At 65.0% G+C, this 21,890-nt stretch carries 18 protein-coding genes; 6 read left to right on the top strand and 12 right to left on the bottom strand.

All coding sequences use genetic code 11. From position 1 onward, the window contains the following. Positions 1-19 precede the first annotated feature (19 nt). Genes CupriaWKF_RS07680 through CupriaWKF_RS07665 form a run of 4 tightly spaced genes read right to left on the bottom strand, consistent with a single transcriptional unit; the run spans position 20 to position 4,645 of the window. Positions 20-1,483: a TolC family protein gene (locus tag CupriaWKF_RS07680; RefSeq protein WP_276100388.1), complete on the bottom strand. Its 1,464-nt coding sequence runs from the start codon at positions 1,481-1,483 to the stop codon at positions 20-22. After that, positions 1,480-2,463 carry an HlyD family secretion protein gene (locus CupriaWKF_RS07675; RefSeq protein WP_276100386.1) on the bottom strand — a complete coding sequence of 328 codons (984 nt, stop codon included), beginning with the start codon at positions 2,461-2,463 and terminating at the stop codon, positions 1,480-1,482. The genes CupriaWKF_RS07680 and CupriaWKF_RS07675 overlap by 4 nt, the downstream gene beginning before the upstream one ends. Then, positions 2,460-2,669 carry a DUF1656 domain-containing protein gene (locus CupriaWKF_RS07670; RefSeq protein WP_276100385.1) on the bottom strand — a complete coding sequence of 70 codons (210 nt, stop codon included), beginning with the start codon at positions 2,667-2,669 and terminating at the stop codon, positions 2,460-2,462. Before CupriaWKF_RS07670 ends, CupriaWKF_RS07675 begins: the two co-directional genes overlap by 4 nt. Beyond that, entirely contained in the window at positions 2,669-4,645 is a 1,977-nt protein-coding gene (locus tag CupriaWKF_RS07665; protein ID WP_276100709.1) for an FUSC family protein, read from the bottom strand. Before CupriaWKF_RS07665 ends, CupriaWKF_RS07670 begins: the two co-directional genes overlap by 1 nt. A gap of 506 nt (positions 4,646-5,151) precedes the next feature. Between CupriaWKF_RS07665 and CupriaWKF_RS07660 the strand changes: the two genes are divergently transcribed. Beyond that, the gene (locus tag CupriaWKF_RS07660; protein ID WP_276097757.1) at positions 5,152-6,417 is read left to right on the top strand and encodes an IS256 family transposase; all 1,266 of its coding nucleotides are present in this window, start codon (positions 5,152-5,154) and stop codon (positions 6,415-6,417) included. A 239-nt stretch (positions 6,418-6,656) separates the two neighbouring features. Here the strand turns inward: CupriaWKF_RS07660 and CupriaWKF_RS07655 are convergent, their stop codons facing one another. The 3 genes from CupriaWKF_RS07655 to CupriaWKF_RS07645 form a co-directional block, all read right to left on the bottom strand. After that, positions 6,657-7,721, bottom strand: a complete 1,065-nt coding sequence (locus CupriaWKF_RS07655; protein ID WP_276100384.1) for a porin — start codon at positions 7,719-7,721, stop codon at positions 6,657-6,659. A 399-nt stretch (positions 7,722-8,120) separates the two neighbouring features. After that, entirely contained in the window at positions 8,121-9,110 is a 990-nt protein-coding gene (locus CupriaWKF_RS07650; RefSeq protein WP_276100383.1) for a tripartite tricarboxylate transporter substrate binding protein, read from the bottom strand. A 152-nt stretch (positions 9,111-9,262) separates the two neighbouring features. Then, complete coding sequence (locus CupriaWKF_RS07645; RefSeq protein WP_276100382.1) at positions 9,263-10,279, bottom strand: 1-aminocyclopropane-1-carboxylate deaminase; 1,017 nt, start codon at positions 10,277-10,279, stop codon at positions 9,263-9,265. Between the two features lie 251 nt (positions 10,280-10,530). Between CupriaWKF_RS07645 and CupriaWKF_RS07640 the strand changes: the two genes are divergently transcribed. Next, a complete protein-coding gene (locus CupriaWKF_RS07640; RefSeq protein WP_276100381.1) occupies positions 10,531-10,992 on the top strand; it encodes an Lrp/AsnC family transcriptional regulator in 462 nt (153 codons plus the stop codon). A 90-nt stretch (positions 10,993-11,082) separates the two neighbouring features. On the opposite strand, the gene CupriaWKF_RS07635 is transcribed toward CupriaWKF_RS07640, so the two are convergent. Together CupriaWKF_RS07635 and CupriaWKF_RS07630 are read right to left on the bottom strand one after the other, a co-directional pair. Next, entirely contained in the window at positions 11,083-12,606 is a 1,524-nt protein-coding gene (locus CupriaWKF_RS07635; protein WP_276100380.1) for an amidase family protein, read from the bottom strand. 74 nt (positions 12,607-12,680) lie between these two features. Continuing rightward, a complete protein-coding gene (locus CupriaWKF_RS07630; protein ID WP_276100378.1) occupies positions 12,681-13,676 on the bottom strand; it encodes a tripartite tricarboxylate transporter substrate binding protein in 996 nt (331 codons plus the stop codon). A 169-nt stretch (positions 13,677-13,845) separates the two neighbouring features. Between CupriaWKF_RS07630 and CupriaWKF_RS07625 the strand changes: the two genes are divergently transcribed. Further along, entirely contained in the window at positions 13,846-14,769 is a 924-nt protein-coding gene (locus CupriaWKF_RS07625; RefSeq protein WP_276100377.1) for a LysR substrate-binding domain-containing protein, read from the top strand. Between the two features lie 170 nt (positions 14,770-14,939). Further along, the gene (locus CupriaWKF_RS07620; protein WP_276100375.1) at positions 14,940-16,181 is read left to right on the top strand and encodes an FAD-binding oxidoreductase; all 1,242 of its coding nucleotides are present in this window, start codon (positions 14,940-14,942) and stop codon (positions 16,179-16,181) included. Positions 16,182-16,397: 216 nt separating this feature from the next. On the opposite strand, the gene guaA is transcribed toward CupriaWKF_RS07620, so the two are convergent. The 3 genes from guaA to guaB form a co-directional block, all read right to left on the bottom strand. Beyond that, positions 16,398-18,017, bottom strand: coding sequence for a glutamine-hydrolyzing GMP synthase (gene guaA / locus CupriaWKF_RS07615; RefSeq protein WP_276100374.1), 1,620 nt, complete (start codon positions 18,015-18,017; stop codon positions 16,398-16,400). Beyond that, entirely contained in the window at positions 17,992-18,615 is a 624-nt protein-coding gene (locus tag CupriaWKF_RS07610) for a hypothetical protein (protein WP_276100373.1), read from the bottom strand. The genes guaA and CupriaWKF_RS07610 overlap by 26 nt, the downstream gene beginning before the upstream one ends. A gap of 76 nt (positions 18,616-18,691) precedes the next feature. After that, entirely contained in the window at positions 18,692-20,155 is a 1,464-nt protein-coding gene (guaB, locus tag CupriaWKF_RS07605) for an IMP dehydrogenase (protein WP_276100372.1), read from the bottom strand. A gap of 122 nt (positions 20,156-20,277) precedes the next feature. On the opposite strand from guaB, the gene CupriaWKF_RS07600 reads away from it, so the two are divergent. After that, positions 20,278-21,237, top strand: coding sequence for a DMT family transporter (locus CupriaWKF_RS07600; protein ID WP_276100370.1), 960 nt, complete (start codon positions 20,278-20,280; stop codon positions 21,235-21,237). A 103-nt stretch (positions 21,238-21,340) separates the two neighbouring features. Further along, complete coding sequence (locus CupriaWKF_RS07595) at positions 21,341-21,859, top strand: DUF4124 domain-containing protein (RefSeq protein WP_276100368.1); 519 nt, start codon at positions 21,341-21,343, stop codon at positions 21,857-21,859. Positions 21,860-21,890: the final 31 nt, after the last annotated feature.

Below are 21,890 nucleotides of genomic sequence, written 5' to 3'. Positions count from 1 at the left end.
AGCTTGCCAGGTCAAGGCGTCAATGCGTTTGCTCGCCGACTGCATGGCTGGCAATGGCGGGCGCATCCTGCCACCCGCCCCCGAGCGCCAGGAACAGGTTGATCTGGTCCATCGCTACCTGCGCATCCGATGCGGCCAGCGCGGCATCGGCATTGGCCAGGGTACGATCCGCATCCAGGCTTTGCAGGTACGGCGAACGCCCCGCCTGCCACAGCTGCCGGTTCTGCCGGGCAGCCTCGTTGGCCTTGTCACGCGCCGCATGCAGCGATTGATTGCGCTCGAGCTCATGCGTGTAGGCCGACAGCGCGCTCTGCGTTTCGCGCAGCGCCTTCAGCACCACCCCATCGAAGTGCGCGAGCGCGCCTTCGGCGCCAGCCTCCATGCCATGGATACGCGCACGCGTGCCGCTCGTCGGGATGGTCCACGATATCAGCGGCCCCCAACCCCAGTGGGCGGTGGGCGCCTGCCCGAGGTGGTCGAGGATACCGGTGAAGCCTGCCGAAGCGCCGATACGTATCTGCGGGTACAGGTCGGCCGTAGCCACGCCGATCTTCGCCGTCGCCGTGGCCAGTTCTCGTTCAGCCTGGCGGACATCGGGCCGGCGCTTGAGCAATGCGGCGCCATCGCCAACCGGCAATGGCTGGCGCAAGGCCGGCACGCGCTCGCACGCCACGCTGCCGAGATCAAGCGCCCCAGGCGGCTTGCCGAGCATCACGGCAAGCCGGTATGCGGCGGCTTCCCGCTCGGCGCGATATCGCGGTAGTGCCGAGCGCAGCGTATCGGCCTGTGCCTGCGCACGAAGCAAATCCGTTGGCTGGCCGCGGCCTGCATCCACGAGTTTCTGCGCCAGCTGGACGCCGCGCTCCTGCAGCTCAAGCTGGTGTTCCGCGACGTGCAATTCATGCGTGGCCGTGCAACCCTGCACATAAGCGCGGACCGTTTCCGCCACGACGCCCACGCGGGCCTGGTCCAACGCCGCGTGGCTGGCCTGTGCGGCAGCGAGTGCAGCTTCGTCGGCTCGCGCAAGCTTGCCCCAGAAATCGAGCAGGTACGAAACCTCGAACCCGATGTCGCCGAAGTTCATCGCGGGGATCTTCTCTTCATGGAGCAGCGGCTCGCCGGCGATCTGCCCGCGCTGCACGCCGGCCTTGAACCTGGCTTCCGGCAGGTTTTCCGCTTCAACCTCGTGATAGACGGCGATGGCGCGCTTCAGGTTGGCCGCAGCCACGCGCAGGTCGGCGTTGGCGACCAGCGCCTGTTTCACCACCGCGTCGATCTGCGGATCGTCGTACAGACGCCACCAGTTGCCCGGAACCTCACCGATCGAGACCGCGGCATTGTCCGCGCCGGCGAAGAGGCCGTTGGCAGCCTGAGAATTCACGGCTGCGTCGTCGGGCACCTTGTGATCGGGGCCGACAGTCATGCAGGCAGCCAGCGCCAGCGGCAACATCGCCACCAGCGTGGCGCGGGAAATGCGCTTCACTGCACGGCTCCGGTGATCGACATCGACGTCTCCTTGCCGGCCCGCGCGACCTGATCACGCGGGACATCCTTGCCAGCCCCCGCGGCCGCGCCAGGCCGGCCGTCCGCGTTCTCGATCTCCCCCTTCACCGACACCGTGGCGGTACGACCTGCCACCAGCCGCACGGCCTCGGGCATCTCATCGAACTGGATCCGCACCGGGATGCGCTGGGCCAGGCGGACCCAGTTGAACGTCGGGTTCACATTTGGCAGCAGGTTCGAACCATTGCTGCGGTCCCGGTCTTCAATGCCGGCCGCGATGCTCTGCACATGGCCGTGCAGCACGCGCTGCTCGCCCATGATCCGGATATCGACCGGGCTCCCGATATGGATGCCTTGCAACTTGGTTTCCTCGAAATAGCCTTCCACGTGGAAGGACTTCGAATCGACCATCGACAGCACCGGCTTGCCGGTCACGACATAGTCGCCCAGCCGCGGCAGCCGGTCATTGACGTAGCCTTCGACCGGGCTCACCACACGCGTGCGTGCCAGGTTCAGCCTTGCCACGTCGACGGCGGCTTCGGCCTGCGCAAGCTGGGCTTCGCCCTGCTGCACCTTGGCGAGGCCTTCTTCGACAATCTCCTTCGATACCACTTCAGAGAGCGCCTGGCTGCGCGAGGCCTCGCGCCGCGCCTGTGCAAGATTTGCACGTACCGCCGCCGCGGTCGCCTCCGCCTGGCGCAGCGCCAGCGCATAGCGTTCGCGATCGATCTCGAACAGGACATCGCCCGCCTTCACATGCTCGTTGTCCTTGACCGCGATGCGGGTGACGAGTCCCGAAACATCCGGTGCCACCTGCACCACGTCGGCACGGATATGCCCATCGCGGGTCCATGGCGCCACCGTGTAATAGTCCCAAAGGTGCTTGACGACGACAGCGCCCACGGCTGTGACGGCCAGTGTCAGCAGGACCGGCCCAAGAGAAGAAAGTTTGAATTTCATGACTGCAGCCAAGGCACGATGCCAACCACCCCACCGAGGACGATTGCGTAAAGCGCCAGATTGAAGAGGGAACGATGCCAGACGTGCCGGTAGAAGCCCACCCGCACCAGTACGGCACGCGCGGCGCTCGTGAGGAGGAAGGCGGCGAGCATCCAGACCAGCAGGCTGGGAATGAATACGCCATAGATGCTGATTTCACCGGGCATCAAGCTTCTCCGGAAATGGATTCCGGCAGCGCCGGAGGAAACAGGGCCACCTGCATTTCGACAAGCGCGGCCAGCGCGATGCGCGAGTGAACCTTCTGCTGCGCATTGGCCAGGCGCTTGCGCAACGCCAGCGGTGGTGCGTCGAGCGTGCCGTCAAGGCGTGCCTTGTAGTAGGTGGAGATGCTGCGCAGTACACGTCTGACCGCATGCTGCTCCTCTGGCTGCATGTCTGCCATCTCCCGCTGCAGGGCCAGCGTAGTCAGTTCCACACGCACTTCGCTGAAGCCGTCGTCCGAAACCTCGCTTTCAGTTGCCGCCAGACGTGGCACCAGCTGCGCCAGGCGGTCCAGCATGCGGGCGCGCAAACGGGCATGGGATTCGGCCCGCGTGCCCATTGCGTTCTCGGCGATATCGCCCCAGCCGGCACGCACGAGGCGCCGCGTGGCAGCGCGCGTACCGAACGGGCGCACAACGAGCGTCCAGGCCAGCGCAAACGCGATGCCCGCGATGCCGGCCACGTTGCTGTTGAAGAACGACTGGAAGTTGGCACTGTAGGCGCCCTGGATGCCGATGTCGTTGGCCGTGACCACGGCCAGCGGCATGCCGATCATGGCCAGGCGCGGCTGGGCAACCAGGAGCCCGATAATCAGGTACGGCACCGCGAACATCAGCACCAGCATCTCGAAGTCATGGGCGATCGGCAACGCCGCGAACAGCATCACAAGCGAGATCAACAGGCAGACCACGTTCCAGTGGAAGAACGACCGGATCATGGGCGCGGGCTCGTCGAGCGCTGCGAAGAAGCAGCACGAGATCGCGCCAAGCGCCACCGCGCCGGCCCCATCGGCCCAGCCCATCTGGATCCACAACATGCCCATCGCGAAGATCGCAAGCGCCACCGTGACGGTCGAGAACAGCAGCATGCCGTGGTCATAATGGCGTGCGCGGCCTACGTCCCAGCGCACGAACCTGGGCGCCCATTTGCCGGCGATGTGCTTCTCGCCCAGGCGACAGCACAGCGTCATGCAGTCTTCCCAGAGCGCAGCCAACTGGTGCAGCTGGTCTTCCGCGGCTGCGGCGAGCGCAGCATCACGGCCCGGTTCCGGCAGCACCGGACTGTGAGCGAGGGGCGATGCCTCTGCCCTGCCACGCTCGATCCAGTCCTTCAGCGCGCGCATCCGCAAGGCTAGCGGCGCCGGAACGCCGCCGGCACCCCGCATCGCTTCGATGATCGACGCAAGCGACGACAGCACCGGCAGCAGCATCGTCATCCGCCCGCGCAGTTCACGAGCGGCACGCACGTGCGCGGCGCTCTCGGCGTCATAGCTCAGCTGGCTGATCAACTGGTCCAACGCCAGGATGTCCGCGGCCAGGCGATGCCGGCTGTGATGACGGGTCACCTGCGCGCCGGGGCCTGGCGACAGCATGTCGCTGGCCCACAGCGCAGCATCGGCCATCCACTGCCGCGATTTGTTGCGCAACACGCCGGCCACGCTGGCCGGCATGATCACGGCACCCACTACGCTGGCGCAGAGAATTCCGAGACAGATTTCTTCGGAACGGGCCACGGCCAGGTCGAAGATGCCAACGGGATTGTCGACGGAAGGCAACGCCACCAGCGGCAGGGTATAGGCTGCCAGCATGAACAAATAGCTGCGCGGCGTACGGTGCAGCAAGGCCACATAGAGCAGGCAAGCCACCCAGATGGCCACGGCCGCAATCAGCAGCGGCGGGGAACTGACCAGCGGCGGCACCATCGCCACGCCAGCCGCCGCGCCCAGCAGCGTGCCGAGCACGCGGTACAGCGCCTTCGAACGCGTCGCGCCGGTGAGCGGATGCGCCACGATGTAAACGGAGCCCATCGCCCAGTACGGACGCGGCAAACCAAGGTACATCGCAATCCACAACGCCAGCATCGCGGCAATGAAGGCCTTGAAGGAAAAAATCCAGTCTCGTGAGGATGGCCAGCTGCCCATGTTCATCACAACGCCCTACTCCCTGGTAATAAGGGTGCCTTCAACGCCCATATAGCTTGATTGATCACCCAACCTTCGCGTGGGCCGCGGTAATGGCTCGCGCGCACGCAAGCTCTGCGGCGAAACGGAAGCGTCAGCGACAGGAGCGCGTTGCATCGGCGGCAGCGCAGTGTGGCGATGGCATGCAGGGGGTGCTGCACTTTGATGCCTAGGACAGGGCAAACGCCAAGGTGGAAGCTGCTTGGCGAGTGGAGGGGGTGGAACAAGGTTCAGGACATTGGGAAAGATGGCGGAGTCTATCTGAGACTGAGCATGAGAAAAACTTCTCCAGGACGACAAACTGTTCCGCCTGACAGACAATGGCCGGCATCGCAAGCTGGAGACTGTGCCAAGTTCTCTTGTCCGGATTGGCGTCTCGTTCTTGGCAGGCGCCGCCCCCGCCGGGGACCTATCCGGAAATTTGTGTACGAGGCATATCATGAGAGGTAATGACCATGGATATGCCGATGAAGAAGAAACGTACGGTGGCGTCTCAGGCAGCGGCCCGCGGGCCGCTGCCTGCCTTGCCTGACGGCTTGCTTGATGAGTTGGTTAAAGGGCCGATGACGCCCGGCGAGGTCCAGGATCTGATGCTGGCGTTCAACAAGGCCATCATCGAGCGGGCGATGAGCGCCGAGATGAGCATGCATTTGGGCTACAAGCCAGGCGAGCCCAAGCCGGCCGAGCAGTCCAATGCGCGTAACGGTCTGAGCGGCAAGACCGTGATCACCGACCGCGGCCCGGTGCGGGTCGAACTGCCACGCGACCGCGATGGCAGTTTCGATCCGGTTCTGATCCCGAAGCACGAACGGCGCTTTACCGGCTTCGATGAGCGCATTATCGCCATGTACGCGCGCGGCATGAGCGTGCGCGAGATCCAGGCGTTTCTGGCCGAGAGCTACGGCACCGAAGTCTCCCCGGACTTCATCAGCTCGGTCACCGACGAGGTCATGGCCGAGACCATCGCCTGGCAGAACCGTCCGCTTGAGGCCATGTACCCGGTCGTGTTCTTCGACGCGTTGCGGGTCAAGATCCGCAGTGACGGCATCGTCAGCAATAAGGCCGTGTATCTGGCATTGGGAATCCAGGCAGATGGCCAGCGCGACGTGCTGGGCCTGTGGGTCGAGCAGACCGAAGGCGCCAAGTTCTGGCTCAAGGTCTTCAATGAACTCAAGAACCGAGGCTGCCAGGACATCCTGATCGCAGTGGTCGACGGCCTCAAGGGGTTGACGGAGGCCGTTGCCACGGCCTATCCCCGCACGACGGTGCAGACCTGCATTGTGCATTTGATCCGCAACAGCCTGGAATACGCCAACTATAAGGACCGCAAGGTGCTGGCACAGGCGCTGCGTCCGATCTACAGCGCGGCCAGCGAACAAGAGGCCGGGCAGGCGCTGCAGGACTTCGCCGACGGCCCGTGGGGAGCCAAGTACCCGATGATCGTGCAGTCGTGGCGACGCGCCTGGGAGCACGTCATACCGTTCTTCGTGTTCCCGCCCGACATCCGGCGTGTGATCTACACCACGAATGCCATTGAGAGCTTGAACATGCAGTTGCGCAAGATCATCAAGACCCGGGGCCACTTCCCTTCGGATGAAGCTGCGATCAAGTTGCTGTGGCTGGCGCTGCGCAACGTGCTGACCAAGTCCGTTCGCACGACCTATGACTGGAAGTCCGCCATGAATCAGTTTGCTATTCTGTATGGCGAGCGATTTACTGCCGCTCGAAGCTGACAGAATTCAAAACCGCCTCGCACACAAAAATACGGACAGGCCCCCCGCCGGCTACGCCGGCGAAACAGCAGCGCCTGCCAAGCACGACAACCCCATCATTGCCCATTCCCCGTATTCCTGCGAATAACCAGAAAAAAGGCCGGCATAGCTGCCGGCCAACGTCCTTGAACCCAGTGACAAGCCAAGGTCGATATGAATCTCTTTCGTCCGCACGCGCTGATGCGCGTGCTCAAGCTGCATCAGAACCGGTGGCGAACGCCAATCATCGCGCCGGTCTGGTTCTGTCCTGGCAGCGTATTCGCGGTACCGGTTACGCCGTAGGTTGCATTCCCTTTGTTGCTCACATAGCCGAGCAGCAGGTACGCGTCGGTGCGCTTGGAGAAGGCATAGTCCGCGTTCAGCACGAACATCCACGAATCCTTGCTGTCAGTGCGGGCGTCCGTATAGTAGGCCGCGCCGGTCAGCGTGAAGGCCGGCGTGAACCTGTAGTTCGCGCCAAGCCAGTACAGGTTATCGTGACGGGCCGTACCCGTGGTGACCTCATCGCGCATCCAGCGGTAGCCAGCGAATACCTTGGCATCGCCGAAGGCATACGAACTGCCGATCGCGGCGCGCTTGGCGGTCAGGTCCGCTGAAGCCAGGGTGCTGCCCTGGAACTGGTCATAGGCAACGCCCACCGAGAACGGGCCGTTCGCGTAGGCCAGACCACCGCCAAAGTTGGTACCGACCTTGAAGTGGCCTGGCACTTCACCGCCCAGGCCAGTGTTCACGTCACGGCCGAAGCTGTAGAAGCCAGTTGCCGTCAGGCCACCGAACTTGCCCGTGTACTTGATGGCATTATCGGCGCGGCCGTTGAACTGATTGTCTACAGAGTTCAGCGAGTAGATCGGGCCGACCGCCATCGGATCATAGGCTCCGAACAGGTCGTACAGCGAGTTCTGCTGACGGCCCAGGGTCACGGCGCCGAAATCGCCCTGCAGGCCAACATAGGCCTGGCGACCAAACAGCCGGCCACCCTGGGCGGACTTGCCGGTGTCGATATCAAAACCGCTTTCCAGTACGAAGATGCCCTTCAGGTTGTTGCCGAGGTCCTCCACGCCGCGCAGACCCCAACGCGAGCCGGACAGGCCGCCCGATGTCACACCAGTGACCGAGCCACTGCCGTTGGCGCCACCATTGACATGATTTTGGAAACTGATGCCGGCATCGGCGATGCCATAGAGCGTCACGTTGGACGACTGGGCAAAGGCGGCGCCCGACGTGGCGCAGGCAGCGAATGTCACTGCGAGGAGAGCATTTTTCATTGTTGAATCGAAGACTGTTTGAACGAGTTGGTTCCCTGCCGTCAGTCCACATTAAGGCCGGCCGCCGAACCAAGCGGCCCCTCCTGACGCGTCGGGGATATTAGGGCGCTCATATGACAGCTTGCGTAAGCAATGACTTGATTCATGGAAACATTGTTCGCCACGGCGAACAATGGACTGGCGGAAAGAAATGGACCCGGTCGATGAGATGGCCACATACCTACCATCGCGCTCTGCGACCTTGTAAAGGGTCGCGCATGAGCTGACTACTGGCGGCTCCAGGCTCGGCAAAGCCGCAATGGGTCGTGATGAATTCCCTCTGCGCCAGCGGCAGAGGGTTGCAAACTTAACTGTCAGGCCGCCGGACGAATCGGAAACTCGTCATCGGCAACCTTCACTTCAGTTGGATTGGATACCGGCGCGTTGGGCAATCGCTCGCATGCGCGGCAGCTCCGCGTCGATCATGGCACTGACCCGCTCAGGCGTGGCATAGGCCGGCTCCAGCCCGTTGGCCAGCAACTTCTTCTGGATATCCGGATCCCTGGCGACCTCGGCAATTGCCTTGTCCAGTCGAACGCGCACGTCCGCAGGCAGCCCTCGTGGCGCCGCGAGGGCTACCCAGGCATCGGCATCGAAGCCGGGAAAGCCAGACTCCGCGACGGTTGGCACATCTGGCAACGCCGTTGCGCGCGTGGCGCCAGTCACGGCAATCGGCTTGATCTTGCCGCTGCGGATATGCGGCAGCGAAGCGGCAACGGTGTCCACAGAAAACGGGATCTGGCCGCCGATCAGGTCAGCAACGGCCGGCGCGCTCCCCTTGTAAGGGATGTGCTGCAGCTTCATGCCAGTGGCTTCGAGCAGCATCTCGCCGGCGAAATGCCCCGTGGTGCCGGTGCCGAATGAACCATAGGCGTACTTGTCCGGCGCGGCCTTGGTCAGCGACACCATGTCCTTCAGGCTGTTTGCCGGCACGTTGCGATTGGCCAGTACGACCAACGGCACGCGCGCCACCAGGCCGACCGGCTCGAAGCTCTTGATGGGGTCATAGGGCAAGCTGGCGTTGATGGCGGGATTAACCGTGAACGTCGAGCCCGAACTGATGAACAGCGTGTAGCCGTTGGGCGCGGCCTTGGCCACGTAGCTGGCGCCCACGATAGTGCCGGCGCCGGCGCGGTTCTCGATCACCACTGGCTGGCCGAGCCGGTCGCCCAGCGCCTTGCCGACCATGCGGCCGATGATGTCCACTGCGCCTCCCGCGGGAAACGGCACCACCAGCACCAGCGGTTTGGCAGGATAGCCTTCGGCCCGCGCGTGTGTGCCGGCCACGGCCAACCCCAACAACGCGAGCGCCTGTAGTGCCCCGGCCGCAAAGCGTGGAATTCCCTTCATTTGCTGTACCTCCGATCGCTTGATGTGATCCGGGCCAACTCATGGTGCGGCCCGGGCGCTGTCTCCTCCCGGTTGAAGCCTGCTCGTTATCGCGTGTCAGGTCGGCGGCTGCGCAGAGCCGGTTGCAGGCGGCGCTGCGCGGCCGGAATCGGTCAGCCGTTGCGGAACAGGAAGCTGTAGGCGTTCAGCGCGGGGGCCCCGCCGAGGTGGGCGTACAGCACCCTTGAGCCTTCGGGGATTTCGCCGCGGCGCACGAGGTCGATCATGCCCTGCATCGACTTGCCCTCATAGACCGGGTCGGTCATCACACCTTCGTACTTGGCACAGAGGCGGATGGCCTCCAGCGTGCCCTCGGACGGCAGGCCGTATTCAGGCCCACCATAGCGCGTGTCGAGCACCACGTCGGCGTCCGTGATGTCGCGGCCCAGGTCGACCAGCTCGGCGGTATGGCGCGCGATGCGCAGGATCTGCGCGCGGGTCTGTTCAGGCTTGGCCGATGCGTCGATGCCGATGACGCGATCGGCACGGCCGTCGGCGGCGAAGCCCACCACCATGCCGGCCTGGGTGCTGCCCGTGACGGAGCACACCACGACATAATCGAACTTGAAGCCGAGTTCCGCCTCCTGCGCCCTCACCTCCTCGGCAAAGCCGACAAATCCAAGGCCTCCCAGCGGATGTTCGGAACAGCCCGCTGGAATCGGATAGGGTTTCCCGCCAGCCTGGCGCACGCTTTCCATCGCGTCTTCCCAGCTCTTGCGGATACCAATGTCAAAGCCGTCGCTGACCAGCCGCACGTCGGCGCCCATCATGCGCGACATCTGGATATTGCCGACGCGGTCATAGACGGCATCGGAGTAGTTGACCCAGTTCTCCTGGACCAGCACGCACTTCATCCCCAGGTGGGCCGCCACCGCAGCCACCTGGCGGGTCTGGTTGGACTGGATGCCCCCGATCGAAACCAGCGTGTCGCAGCCCTGCTCCAGCGCATCGGGGATCAGGTATTCCAGCTTGCGGGTCTTGTTGCCACCGAAGGCCAGGCCGCTGTTGCAGTCTTCGCGCTTGGCATACAGCTCGACCTTGCCGCCCAGATGCGCGCTCAGGCGCTTGAGGGGCTGGATGGGCGTGGGACCGAAGGTCAGCGGGTAACGGGAAAAGCGCTTGAGATTCATGCTGGCAACTCCTGGGTTGAAGGCGGGTATCCAGGCATCGGGGCTCGCGAAGAACATGGGCATGTCGGGCTCCGTGGCTTGATGCTGAGACGGCTTCATCCTAGGGAAAAATGCGCGAAACGTGCTTGCAAAGATGGCGGTTTTTGCGCACGATAAAAAAGCTAATCGATGATATTTAATCTCAAAATTTTTTGATTCATGCGATGAACGAAACAACATTTCGCACCAAATCCGAGCAGCCCGGGCCCCTGATGGATGCCCTCGATCGCACCGACAAGGGGATCCTCCGTGCCTTGCAACAGGACGCGTCGATCTCCAACGTGGCGTTGGCGGCCAAGGTGAATCTGAGCCCGCCGGCGTGTCTGCGCCGCGTCGAGCGCCTGAAGGAAATGGGACTGATTCGGGGAATCGTGGCACTGCTGAACCCTGCACCGCTGGAGGCCGGGATGCTGGTGCTGATCGGCGTGGTGCTGGACCGCTCCACGCCGGAGTCCTTCGCCCAGTTCGAGCAGGCCGCGCAGAAAGTCTCGGGCTGCATGGAATGTCACGTAGTGACGGGCGAATTCGACTACTTCATGATGGTGCGCACGAAGGACAGCGAGAGCTTTAACCGGCTGCATGCCGAACAGCTGCTGTACCTGCCGGGCGTGCGCCAGATCCGCTCCTTCATGGTGCTCAAGCAGGTGCTGTCGACCACCCAGATCCCGATCTGAGCCGCAAGGTTCGGCATGCCCGTTGATGTCGCGCCGGCGGGAAAGCTGGCTCCATGGGCAGCCGGCGCGATGACTCTTTCAGGTGCAGCGTCAAACTGCCGATACGCCACCCGCTTGTGTGGTCTCGCAGAAAGTGGGCGGGGCGGTCACGATGGAGCGAAGCGCGGGCACGGCCGGCGCGATGGCATCGAGGTCAGGAATGGGACGGCGCAATGCGGATGAGGCGGCAAACGCTGTCTCCATCGCCTGCGCCACGCCGAGCGTCTCGTCATCGCCCCGGAAGCGGCCGGTAACCTGCAGGCCGAATGGCATGCCTTGTTCGTCAACGCCGCACGGCAATGAAATCGCCGGGTGCGTAGTCAGGGTGACGACATAGGTCAGTGCCAGCCAGCGGTAATAGTTCTCCTGCTTCTCGCCATTGATGGTATCCGCGTACAGGCGGGTCCACGGAAACGGAGAGACTGGCGTTGTCGGCGACAGGATCACGTCATAGTCCTGGAAGGCCTGCTGGAAGCGTTGCAGGATCCGGGTCTGCTCTGCCTGGGCCCAGGAGCTGTCGACGAGCGACAAGCGGGCGCCAATCTCGTAGTTGGCGCGGGTATTGGGCCCGAGGCTGTCGGGATCGCGCTGGTAGGCTTCATGCAGGCTGGCGACGAAGCTCTCGGCGCGCAGCACGTCAAAGCATCGGTGCACATCGCCCAGCTCGAAGCTGACCTCATCGCAGGACTTGAAGAGGTGGCGCATCGCGGCGATCTTTGCCCGAAAGACGCGGCGGATGCCGTCATCGACGCTGCAGCTGCCGAAATCCTCCGTCCAGCCTACGCGCAAGTTGGACAGGTCAACTTGCGGTGGCGACAGGAAGGCGGCCGGATCGAGTTCGTAGCTCAGCGGATCGGTGACCGAAGCGCCCGCAGACGCTGCCAGTTGCAGGCAGGTATCGGCGACCGTGCGGCCCATCGGGCCGACCACCGAGATCGGGGTCCAGCCCAGCAGTTTGCGCGAGTTCGGCACGACCCCCGGCGAGGGCCGGAAACCGACCACGCCACACTTGGCCGCCGGGATGCGCAGCGACCCCCCCGTATCAGAGCCCGTGCAAACCGGCAGGAAATTGGCGGCCAGCGCAGCGGCCGAGCCGCCCGAGGAACCGCCAGCGTTCAGGTTCGGATCGAAAGGGTTGCCGGTGGCCCCCCACACCGCATTGCGCGAGTTCGCACCAGCACCCATTTCCGGGATATTGGTCTTGCCGACGACGATGGCGCCAGCCGCCCGCAGGCGCGCCACCAGGACATTGTCCTGGCTGGGCACGTTGCCCCGGTACAGCGGCGAACCATAGGTGGTGAGCAGCCCGGCGGTTGCCTCCAGGTCCTTGACGCCCAGCGGCAGCCCGTGCAGAAGGCCCAGGGGCTCGCCGCGCATGACTGCCTGCTCGGCCGCCCTCGCCTCCCTGCGCGCACGCGCGTAGCAGGTCGCGGTGACCGCGTTGATGACCGGGTTGTAGGTCTCGATGCGGGCGATGCACGCCTCCAGCAGTTCGACCGGGGAGATATCTCTGGTGCCGATCAGCCGGCGCAGTTCGACGGCGGACGCCGAAGTCAGTTGGTCCTGCGAAGACATGGAACGATGATCTCCTTGAGTGGCCCGGCGCTAGCGCCGACGGCCCGGATTGAATGGCAGGAATTTGCGCGGGCTCAGTCGAGCTTGATATTGGCGCGCTGGGCAACCGCACGCATTTGCGGTATCTCTTTCTCGATCATGTCGCTGACCTGCCTGCCCGGCGCGTAGTGCGGCTCGATGCCGTTATCGTTCAGCTTGCGTTGCGTATCCGGGTCCGCGACGACGTCGGCGAGCGCTTTCTCCAGCCTGGCGTGGACCTCCGGCGGCAAGCCACGCGGTGCCACCAGCGCGATCCACGTGCTGGTGTCCATGCCGGGATAACCGCTCTCGGCCACGGTCGGCACGTTGGGCAGCAGCGCCGAGCGCTTGGCCGTGGTGACGGCGATGGCCTTGATCTTGCCGGCCTTCACTTGTGGCAGGGCCGCGGCCACGGTATCGATGCTGAAGGGGATCTGGCCGCCAATCAGGTCCGCCATGGCAGGCGAACTGCCTTTGTAGGGCACATGCAGCAACTTGGTACCGGTCAGGCTGAGCAGTGCCTCGCCGGCAAAGTGCGCGGTGGTCCCGGCGCCGAAAGAGCCATAGGAGTACTTGCCGGGCTGGGCCCTGGCGGCGGCGACGAACTCCTTCAGGTTGTTGACGGGCACGCTGCGGTTGGCCAGCAGGATCAGGCCGGTGGATCCGATCAGGCCAATCGGCTCGAAGTTCTTTTGCGGATCGTAGGGCAGCCGCGGATAGATGGCGGGGTTGACGGTGAAGGTCGTGCCTGACGTTGCCAGCAGGGTGTAGCCGTCGGCCGCCGACTTCGCGACATAGCTCGCGCCGACGATCGTGCCGGCGCCGGGGCGGTTGTCGACCACCACAGTCTGGCCGAGTCGCTCACCGAGCTTCTGGCCGATGATGCGGCCGACCACATCGGTGGCGCCGCCCGGCGGATACGGCAACACGAGCTGGACCGGCTTGGACGGGTAATTGCCCTGCGCGCCTGCCGGGACGGGAGCCAGGCAAGTCCCGATGGCGAGCCCGCAGACGGTCAGCGCAGAAAGAGCGTGGTGGACAGGGGATCGCATCGTTTTGCTCCAGCAGGGTTAGGAACCGGCACAGGCGACGGGCGGCGCGCCGTGTGTCACTATCCTACGATCTCGTCAGTCCGAATCCGTGGCAATGTTTCGAATATTTGATTGCCGATTCGGCAATCCATAGAATTGAACTTGCCCACTGTAATTCCCAGCCTCCCCTATGTCCTCCTATCGCATCCTTCAGGAAACCGCCGTCCGCTACTTCCTCGAAGTGGTGCGCACCGGCTCGGTCAAGGACGCGGCGCTGAAGCTGAATGTGGCCCCGTCAGCGGTCAGCCGGCAGATCGCCAAGCTTGAGGATGAACTTGACACCCTGCTGTTCGACCGGCGCGCGCGGGGGCTCGCCCCTAATGCCGCCGGAGAGTTGCTGGCGGCATTCGCCAAGCGCTCGCAGCAGGACATCGAGCGCGTCACAGGCGACATCCAGGCGCTGCGTGGCCTGCGCGCGGGACGGGTGCGCCTGGCCAGTGTCGAGGGCCTCGCCCACGAGTTTCTGCCGACCCTCGCGGCGAGGTTCAGGGAAGAGCACATGGGGATTCGCTTCGATCTTGACGTTTGCCCGCAGGGCGATGTCGCCCGGCGAATCCGGGACGGCGAGGCCGATATCGGCGTCACGCTGAGCGGGCTGCCCGAGCGGGAGATCGAGGTGGAACTTCGCCACCCCGCGCCCGTGCTCGCCATCATGGCACCGGACCATCCGCTCGCCGGGCAGCGCCAGGTCTCGCTGTCGCAAGTCATTGCCCATCCGCTCGCGCTGCCGCCCAAGGACAGCTCGTTGCGGCAGTTGCTTGACACGAGCTGCAGCCGGCAGGGCCTGCACTACCAGACGGTATTCTCGAGCAACCATCTCGATGCGCTCGTGAGCTTCGTCGTGGCCGGCGGCGGCGCCATCAGCTTCTATGGAGAACTATCGGTACGAGGGCGGCTGAAAGCCGGCACAATCGCCGCCGTGCCGTTGCGCGACCGGGAAATGAACGAGCGCTACATCGAGATCCAGACCCTGGCCAAGCGCAACTTGCCCCCTGCCGCGCGCGCCTTCGTCCAGCAGTTGGTGCAGAGCATCACTGGCGTCGGCAGCGGCTGATTGCCGAAATTGCAATCGATCGTTCCGTTAAATGCCGCGCAAGCATATTCCCTTTGACTCGCGCGGCATGGAGAATCTGAACCTGGTCCCTATGGCCAGCATCACTGCTGGTCCGCCGTGACCCGACCTCGTTGCCGGCACCGGCACCCTTGGATGACAGCAAAGACGGCATGACAAAGGACATTGTGGTACTCGGCGCCGGCATGGTGGGCGTATGCACGGCGTTGGCACTGCGCCAGCGCGGCCATGCGGTGATGCTGGTCGATCGCCAGGCACCCGGCAGGGAAACTTCCTACGGCAACGCCGGCATCATCCAGCGAGAAGCGGTGCAGCCCTATGCCTTTCCGCGCGAGTGGCAGGCGATCCTGCGCGTGGCACTGCGCCAGGGCAACGATGTGCACTACCATCCGGGCGCGCTGGCACGTCTGGCACCGACGCTGATGCGTTACTGGCGCGAGTCGGCGCCCGATCGCTATGCCCCGATCGTCACGGCCTACAGCGCACTGATCCGCCACTGCCTGAGCGAGCACGAGCGACTGATCACACTCGCCGGCGCGCAAGACCTGGTGCGCAAGTCGGGTTGGCTGCAGGCCTACCGCACGGCACAGGCATTCGACCGGGCGGCGCACGAGGCAAGCGCCGTCGCCCGCGTGCACGACCTGGATTGGCAGGCGCTTGACCAGGCTGGCGCGTCTGCCACGGAGCCGGCCCTGCATGGACGGCTCGCCGGCGCGATCCATTGGCGCGATCCCTGGACGGTCGCCGACCCCGGGGAACTTGTCACCCGCTATGCCGCGCTGTTCGAGCGCATGGGCGGCGAATTCCGCCGCGGCGACGCCACGACGCTGAAACCGGCCGGCGCCGGCTGGACCGTGGCCACCGAAGACGGCCAGCTCAGCGCAGCACACGTGGTGATCGCACTCGGCCCATGGGCCTCGGCCCTGATCGAGACGCTCGGCTATCGCTTTCCGCTATTCGTCAAGCGCGGCTACCACCGCCACTATGCGGCCGAGCCGATGCCGCGACTGCCGGTGCTCGACGTCGAGAACGGCGTCATGCTAGCACCGATGCAACGCGGCCTGCGCCTGACCACGGGCGCGGAGTTTGCCCTCCGCGACGCGCCGCCGACGCCCGTTCAGTTGGGGCGTGCCGAAAACTACGCGCGCGAACTGGTGCGGCTGGGGCCTCCAGTCGAAGCGCAGCCGTGGCTCGGCGCACGCCCCTGCGTGGCCGATATGAAGCCCGTCATAGGTCGGGCCCCGCGCCATCAAGGCCTCTGGTTCCACTTTGGGCACGGCCATCAGGGCTTCACGCTGGGACCGGTCACAGCGCGCTTGCTCGCCGAACTGATCGACGGCGAGCCGCCCTACATTGATCCCCTGCCTTACGATCCCATGCGCTTTGCATCCTGAGATGTAACCAGGAACGTGTATCCCGTTCCCTTGGTTTGTGCGCCAAGTCCCCGCATCTGCACGGGAATGGGGTCAGCTGATACGACGAACATGGCAAGCCGTTCAACTGGACCGCCTCAGCGGTGATCTCGTTAAGCTGGTCCCGATAAATCCGGCCTCCGGGTTCTACCGCCAACTTGTTCCGCTGGCCGGCGATAGTCACCGAAGGACCCGAATTCACTCCCACTCGATCGTCGCCGGCGGCTTCCCCGACACGTCATACACGACCCGGTTAAGGCCACGTACCTCGTTGATGATCCGGTTCGAGCAACGACCCAGCAGAGAATACGGCAGGTGCGCCCAGTGGGCCGTCATGAAGTCGGTCGTCTGCACCGCGCGCAACGCAACGACGTAGTCGTAGGTCCGGCCATCGCCCATCACGCCCACCGACTTCACCGGCAGGAACACGGCAAAGGCCTGGCTGGTCAGGTCGTACCAGCTCTTGCCCACCTGTTGCGGCTCGCACAGGCCGGCAGCGGCATCCTGTTCCGTCGCGATGGTCTTGCGCAGTTCCTCGATGAAGATGGCATCGGCACGGCGCAGCAGGTCGGCGTAGTCGCGCTTGACTTCGCCCAGGATGCGCACGCCCAGGCCCGGACCCGGGAACGGGTGGCGGTACACCATCTCCGGCGGCAGGCCGAGCGCCACGCCCAGTTCGCGGACTTCGTCCTTGAACAGATCGCGCAGCGGCTCCAGCAGCTTCAGGCCCAGCGTTTCGGGCAGGCCGCCGACGTTGTGGTGGCTCTTGATGGTGGTGGCCTTCTTGGTCTTGGTGCCGCCCGACTCGACCACGTCGGGGTAGATCGTGCCCTGGGCCAGCCACTTTGCGTTGGTCAGCTTCCTGGCCTCGGCCTGGAAGACCTCGACAAACTCGCGGCCGATGATCTTGCGCTTCTGCTCGGGGTCGGTCACGCCGGCCAGGTGGCCAAGGAACTGTTCCGAGGCATCGATGTGCACGACCTTGGCATGCAGGCGGCCGGCGAACATCTCCATCACCATCTTGCCTTCGTCCAGGCGCAGCAGGCCGTGGTCGACGAACACGCAGGTGAGCTGGTCACCGATCGCACGGTGGATCAGCGCGGCCGCCACGGACGAGTCCACGCCGCCGGACAGGCCGAGGATCACCTCCTCGTCGCCCACCTGCTTGCGGATCAGGGATACGGCTTCCTCGATGTGGTCCTTCATCACCCAGTCCGCATTGGCGCGGCAGATGCCCAGCACGAAGCGCTCGAGCATCTCGCGGCCCTTAGACGTGTGGGTGACTTCCGGGTGGAACTGCACGGCGTAGTAGCCGCGCGCCTCGTCGGCCATGCCGGCGATGGGGCAGCTCGGCGTGGACGCCATCAGCCTGAAGCCCGGCGGCAGCTCGCCGACCTTGTCACCGTGGCTCATCCAGACCTTGAGCATGCCGTGGCCTTCGGCCGTGGTGAAATCCTCGATGTCCTTGAGCAGCGCGGTATGCCCATGTGCGCGGACTTCGGCGTAGCCGAATTCGCGGTGATCACTCCACTCGACCTTGCCACCGAGCTGCACGGCCATGGTCTGCATGCCGTAGCAGATGCCCAGCACCGGCACGCCCAGGTCCCACACGGCCTGCGGCGCGCGCAGCTGGTGGTCCTCGTAGGTGCTGGCGTGGCTGCCCGACAGGATGATGCCCTTGGGCGCGAATTCGCGGACGAACTCGTCGCTCACATCGTTCGGGTGGATCTCGCAGTAGACGTGCGCCTCGCGAACGCGGCGGGCAATCAGCTGCGTGACCTGCGAGCCGAAATCAAGAATAAGGATTTTGTCGTGCATGATGGGCGGGTGGCGTATCTTCCGGTTCGGGTTCGGTTGTCACTTCCGTGCCCGGTCCGTAGCCGGGCGGCGGCGTGATGACCGGCTCGCGCCGGTTGTCGGGGAATGTCGATGTTTGCGCGCGGCGCACAGCGCCGGGTTGCGTGCGCGAATTGTTGGCTTCGGTGGCCTGCTGCAGCTCTCGTTCTGCCTTCTGCTGCCGCTCGCGGTTGCGTACGCGCTTGGCCGCCGGTATCTGCACCAGCGCGAAGAAGCCAAGCATGACTACCAGTACGGGCACCCAGACCTTGCCGGCGCCTTCGAGCGGCAGTTCCAGGAACACCAGCCAGGAGAGGATCAGCAGCGCGCTGGCCAGGTTGACGTAGCCGGCGGTGCGCGCCACCGTCACCGTCATCTGCCCGTTGAAGGTGGCATGCCACAGCAGCCAGGCCAGGCCGATCAGCGCCACGCCCAGCAGCTGTCCGAACAGCGCCGGTTGCGGCTGCGGCAGTTGCAGGGCCGCGTACAACGTGGTGAACGGCGACATCAGCAGCAGCACGCCGAGCAGCAGGTCGAGCAAGGCGTCGAAGAACAGCACGGCTCGCAGCAGTACCTTCATGAGCGTTCCTCAGCAGGCCCGGCAGGCTTGCCTGCCGGGATGCCTGGCACCTGGCTCGGCAGGCCCGCCGCGCGGGTCAGTCGATGTGGTAGTTCGGCGCTTCCTTGGTGATCTGCACGTCGTGCACGTGCGACTCGCGCATGCCGGCCGCGGTGATCTGCACGAACTGCGAGGTCTCGTGCCAGTCGGCGATCGACTTGCTGCCGCAGTAGCCCATCGAAGCACGCACGCCACCGGTGAGCTGGTGGATGATGGCCATGACCGAGCCCTTGTAGGCCACGCGGCCTTCGATCCCTTCCGGAACCAGCTTGTCGACGTTGGCGGTGTTGTCTTCCTGGAAGTAGCGGTCTGCCGCGCCGTCCTTCATGGCGCCGACCGAACCCATGCCGCGGTAGCTCTTGAAGGAGCGCCCCTGGAACAGGAATACCTCGCCCGGCGCTTCCTCGGTACCCGAGAACATGCCGCCCATCATCACGGTGTGGGCGCCGGCTGCGAGCGCCTTGGCCACGTCACCGGAGTAGCGGATGCCGCCATCGGCGATCAGCGGCACGCCGGTGCCCTTGAGGGCCTCGGCCACGTTCGACACCGCAGTGATCTGCGGCACGCCAACGCCGGCCACGATACGCGTCGTGCAGATCGAGCCCGGGCCGATGCCGACCTTGACGCCGTCCGCGCCATGTTCGACCAGCGCGCGAGCGGCTTCACCGGTGGCGATGTTGCCGCCGACGACCTGCACCTGCGGGAAGTTCTGCTTGACCCAGCGCACGCGGTCCAGCACGCCCTGGCTATGGCCGTGCGCGGTATCGACCACGATCACGTCCACGCCGGCCTTGACCAGCAGCTCGACACGCTCGTCATTGTCCGGGCCCACCCCGACCGCGGCGCCTACGCGCAACTGGCCGTGATCGTCCTTGCTGGCCAGCGGGTTCTCGACGGCCTTCTGGATGTCCTTCACCGTGATCAGGCCGCGCAGCTCGAACGCCGCGTTGACCACCAGCACGCGCTCCAGGCGGTGGCGGTTCATCAGGCGCTTGGCTTCTTCCAGCGTGGCGCCTTCGTTGACGGTCACCAGCTTTTCGCGCGGGGTCATCTTGGCACGCACCGGCGCGTCCAGTTCCTCCTCGAAACGCAGGTCGCGGTTGGTGATGATGCCGACGACGGTCTTGCCTTCCAGCACGGGGAAACCGGAGATGCCGTGCTGTTGCGACAGCGCGATCACTTCTCGCACCTTCATGTCCGGCGAAATGGTGATTGGATCACGCAGCACGCCCGATTCGTAGCGCTTGACGCGAGCCACTTCGCGGGCCTGGTCCGCGGGCTTGAAGTTCTTGTGGACGATGCCGATGCCGCCGGCCTGCGCCATGGCAATGGCCAAGCGAGCCTCCGTCACGGTATCCATGGCAGCGGACACGAGCGGAATGTTCAGGTCGATCGAACGGGTCAGGCGGGTACGAAGGGAGACATCCCGGGGCAGGACGGCCGAATAGGCCGGCACGAGCAGCACATCATCGAACGTGAGTGCTTTCTGGACAAGACGCATAGCAATTCCTCTAGGCGCAAAACCGAATTATACAGGAATGCGCGCACCTTGATGCGCCGCAAACGCCCGCGCACGACGGTCTCTGCTATGCTCGACGTCTTTTTCTTCGAAAAGTGGCAGCAATGGGCATCGGCGTACTGTGCGGACTGCTGGCGGGCGCGTTCTGGGGCATGGTATTCATCGCGCCCAAGCTGCTGCCGGCATTCTCCCCATGGGAGCTCGCCATCGGGCGCTACCTGGCCTACGGGCTGGTCGCGCTCATCGCCGCCCTGCCCCTGATAAAGCGCATTGCGCGCAAGCTCACGCGCGCCGACTGCTTGGCGCTGCTGCGCCAGGCCTTCACCGGCAACCTGCTGTATTACGTGCTGCTGGCCTTTGGCGTGCAACTGGCCGGGGTAGGCCCGACCTCGCTGATCATTGGCATCCTGCCGATCTCCGTGACTATCATGGGCCGGCGCGACCATGGGGCGGCGCCGCTGTCCAGGCTGATCTGGCCGCTGCTGGTGGTCGCGGCCGGCATTGCCTGCATCAACATCGACCTGTTCGGCGGCGGCCAGAGCGCCCACGCGTCCGCCGCCGGCACCATGGCCCGGCCCGTCTGGCAGAAACTCGCGGGCGTGGCCTGCGCGGCCGGCGCGCTGGTCTGCTGGACGCTGTATGCCGTGGACAACGCGCGCTACCTGCAGCGCAACCCGCACTACAGCGGCAATGAATGGTCGGCGCTGTACGGGCTGTCGACCGGCGCGGTCTCCGCCGTGCTCGCCGTGGCGGGCTGGCTGATGGCGGGCGACGTGCTCAGCGCCCCCGGCAGCGGACGCGACTGGCAATGGTTCTGGATGATCAACACCGCCGTGGCGTTGGGAGCGTCGCTGATTGGCAACAACCTGTGGAACATTGCCAGCCGCCGGCTGCCACTGACGCTTTCCGGCCAGATGATCGTGTTCGAGACGCTATTCGCGCTGGCATACGGGTTTGTGTTCGATCACCGCTGGCCGCGGTTGCTGGAAATTGCCGCCATCGCCCTGCTCATGGCCGGCGTCGCCTGGTCTGTCCGCTTGCACGCCAGCGACAAGTCTGCGTAGACTTGCACTCGATGCCGCCGGGGTCACATCATTGACGTCCGGCCGGTACTGGCGAGCCGTCGCCGGCCGCCTAAAATCGTCCAGACACTTCCTGCACCCAGCCATGATCCGTTCGTCCGCGCTGTCGCTTTCGCTGCTCGCCGCCGCCCTCGCCACCGTGCCGGCATCGGCCTCCGCCCAGTGGCAATGGCGCGATGCCAGTGGGCGCATGGTGTACAGCGACGTGCCCCCGCCGCCTTCCGTCACGCGCATTCTGAAGGCGCCCGGACAGCCTTCCGGCGAATACAGGCCGGTCGAGGCCGCACCCGCCAATGCCGAAGGCGTCCCGGCGAAGCCTGCCACGGTGAAGCCGGCCGCAGCGCCCGCCCCCACGGCCGAGGAAGCGTTCCAGAAGCGCCGCGCAGAGCGGCTCGAGGCAGCGTCCAAGGAAGCACAGAAAGAGGCGGAGGCCAACGAGCGCGCCACGCGCTGCACCCAGCTGCGCAACTACGCGCAGGGCCTGCAGCAGGGCGCGCGTACCGGCGTCATGACCGCCGACGGCGGCGTGCAGTATCTGGGCGGCGAACAGCGCCAGGCCGAGATCCTGAAAACGAACGCCACCATCGAGAAGGATTGCGGCTAAGGCCCGTACCGCACACCGGGTCTGGCCGGCA

The sequence above is a fragment of the Cupriavidus sp. WKF15 genome (assembly GCF_029278605.1).
In the GTDB taxonomy this organism is placed as follows: domain Bacteria; phylum Pseudomonadota; class Gammaproteobacteria; order Burkholderiales; family Burkholderiaceae; genus Cupriavidus.
This window is presented reverse-complemented; position numbering and strand designations above follow the sequence as displayed.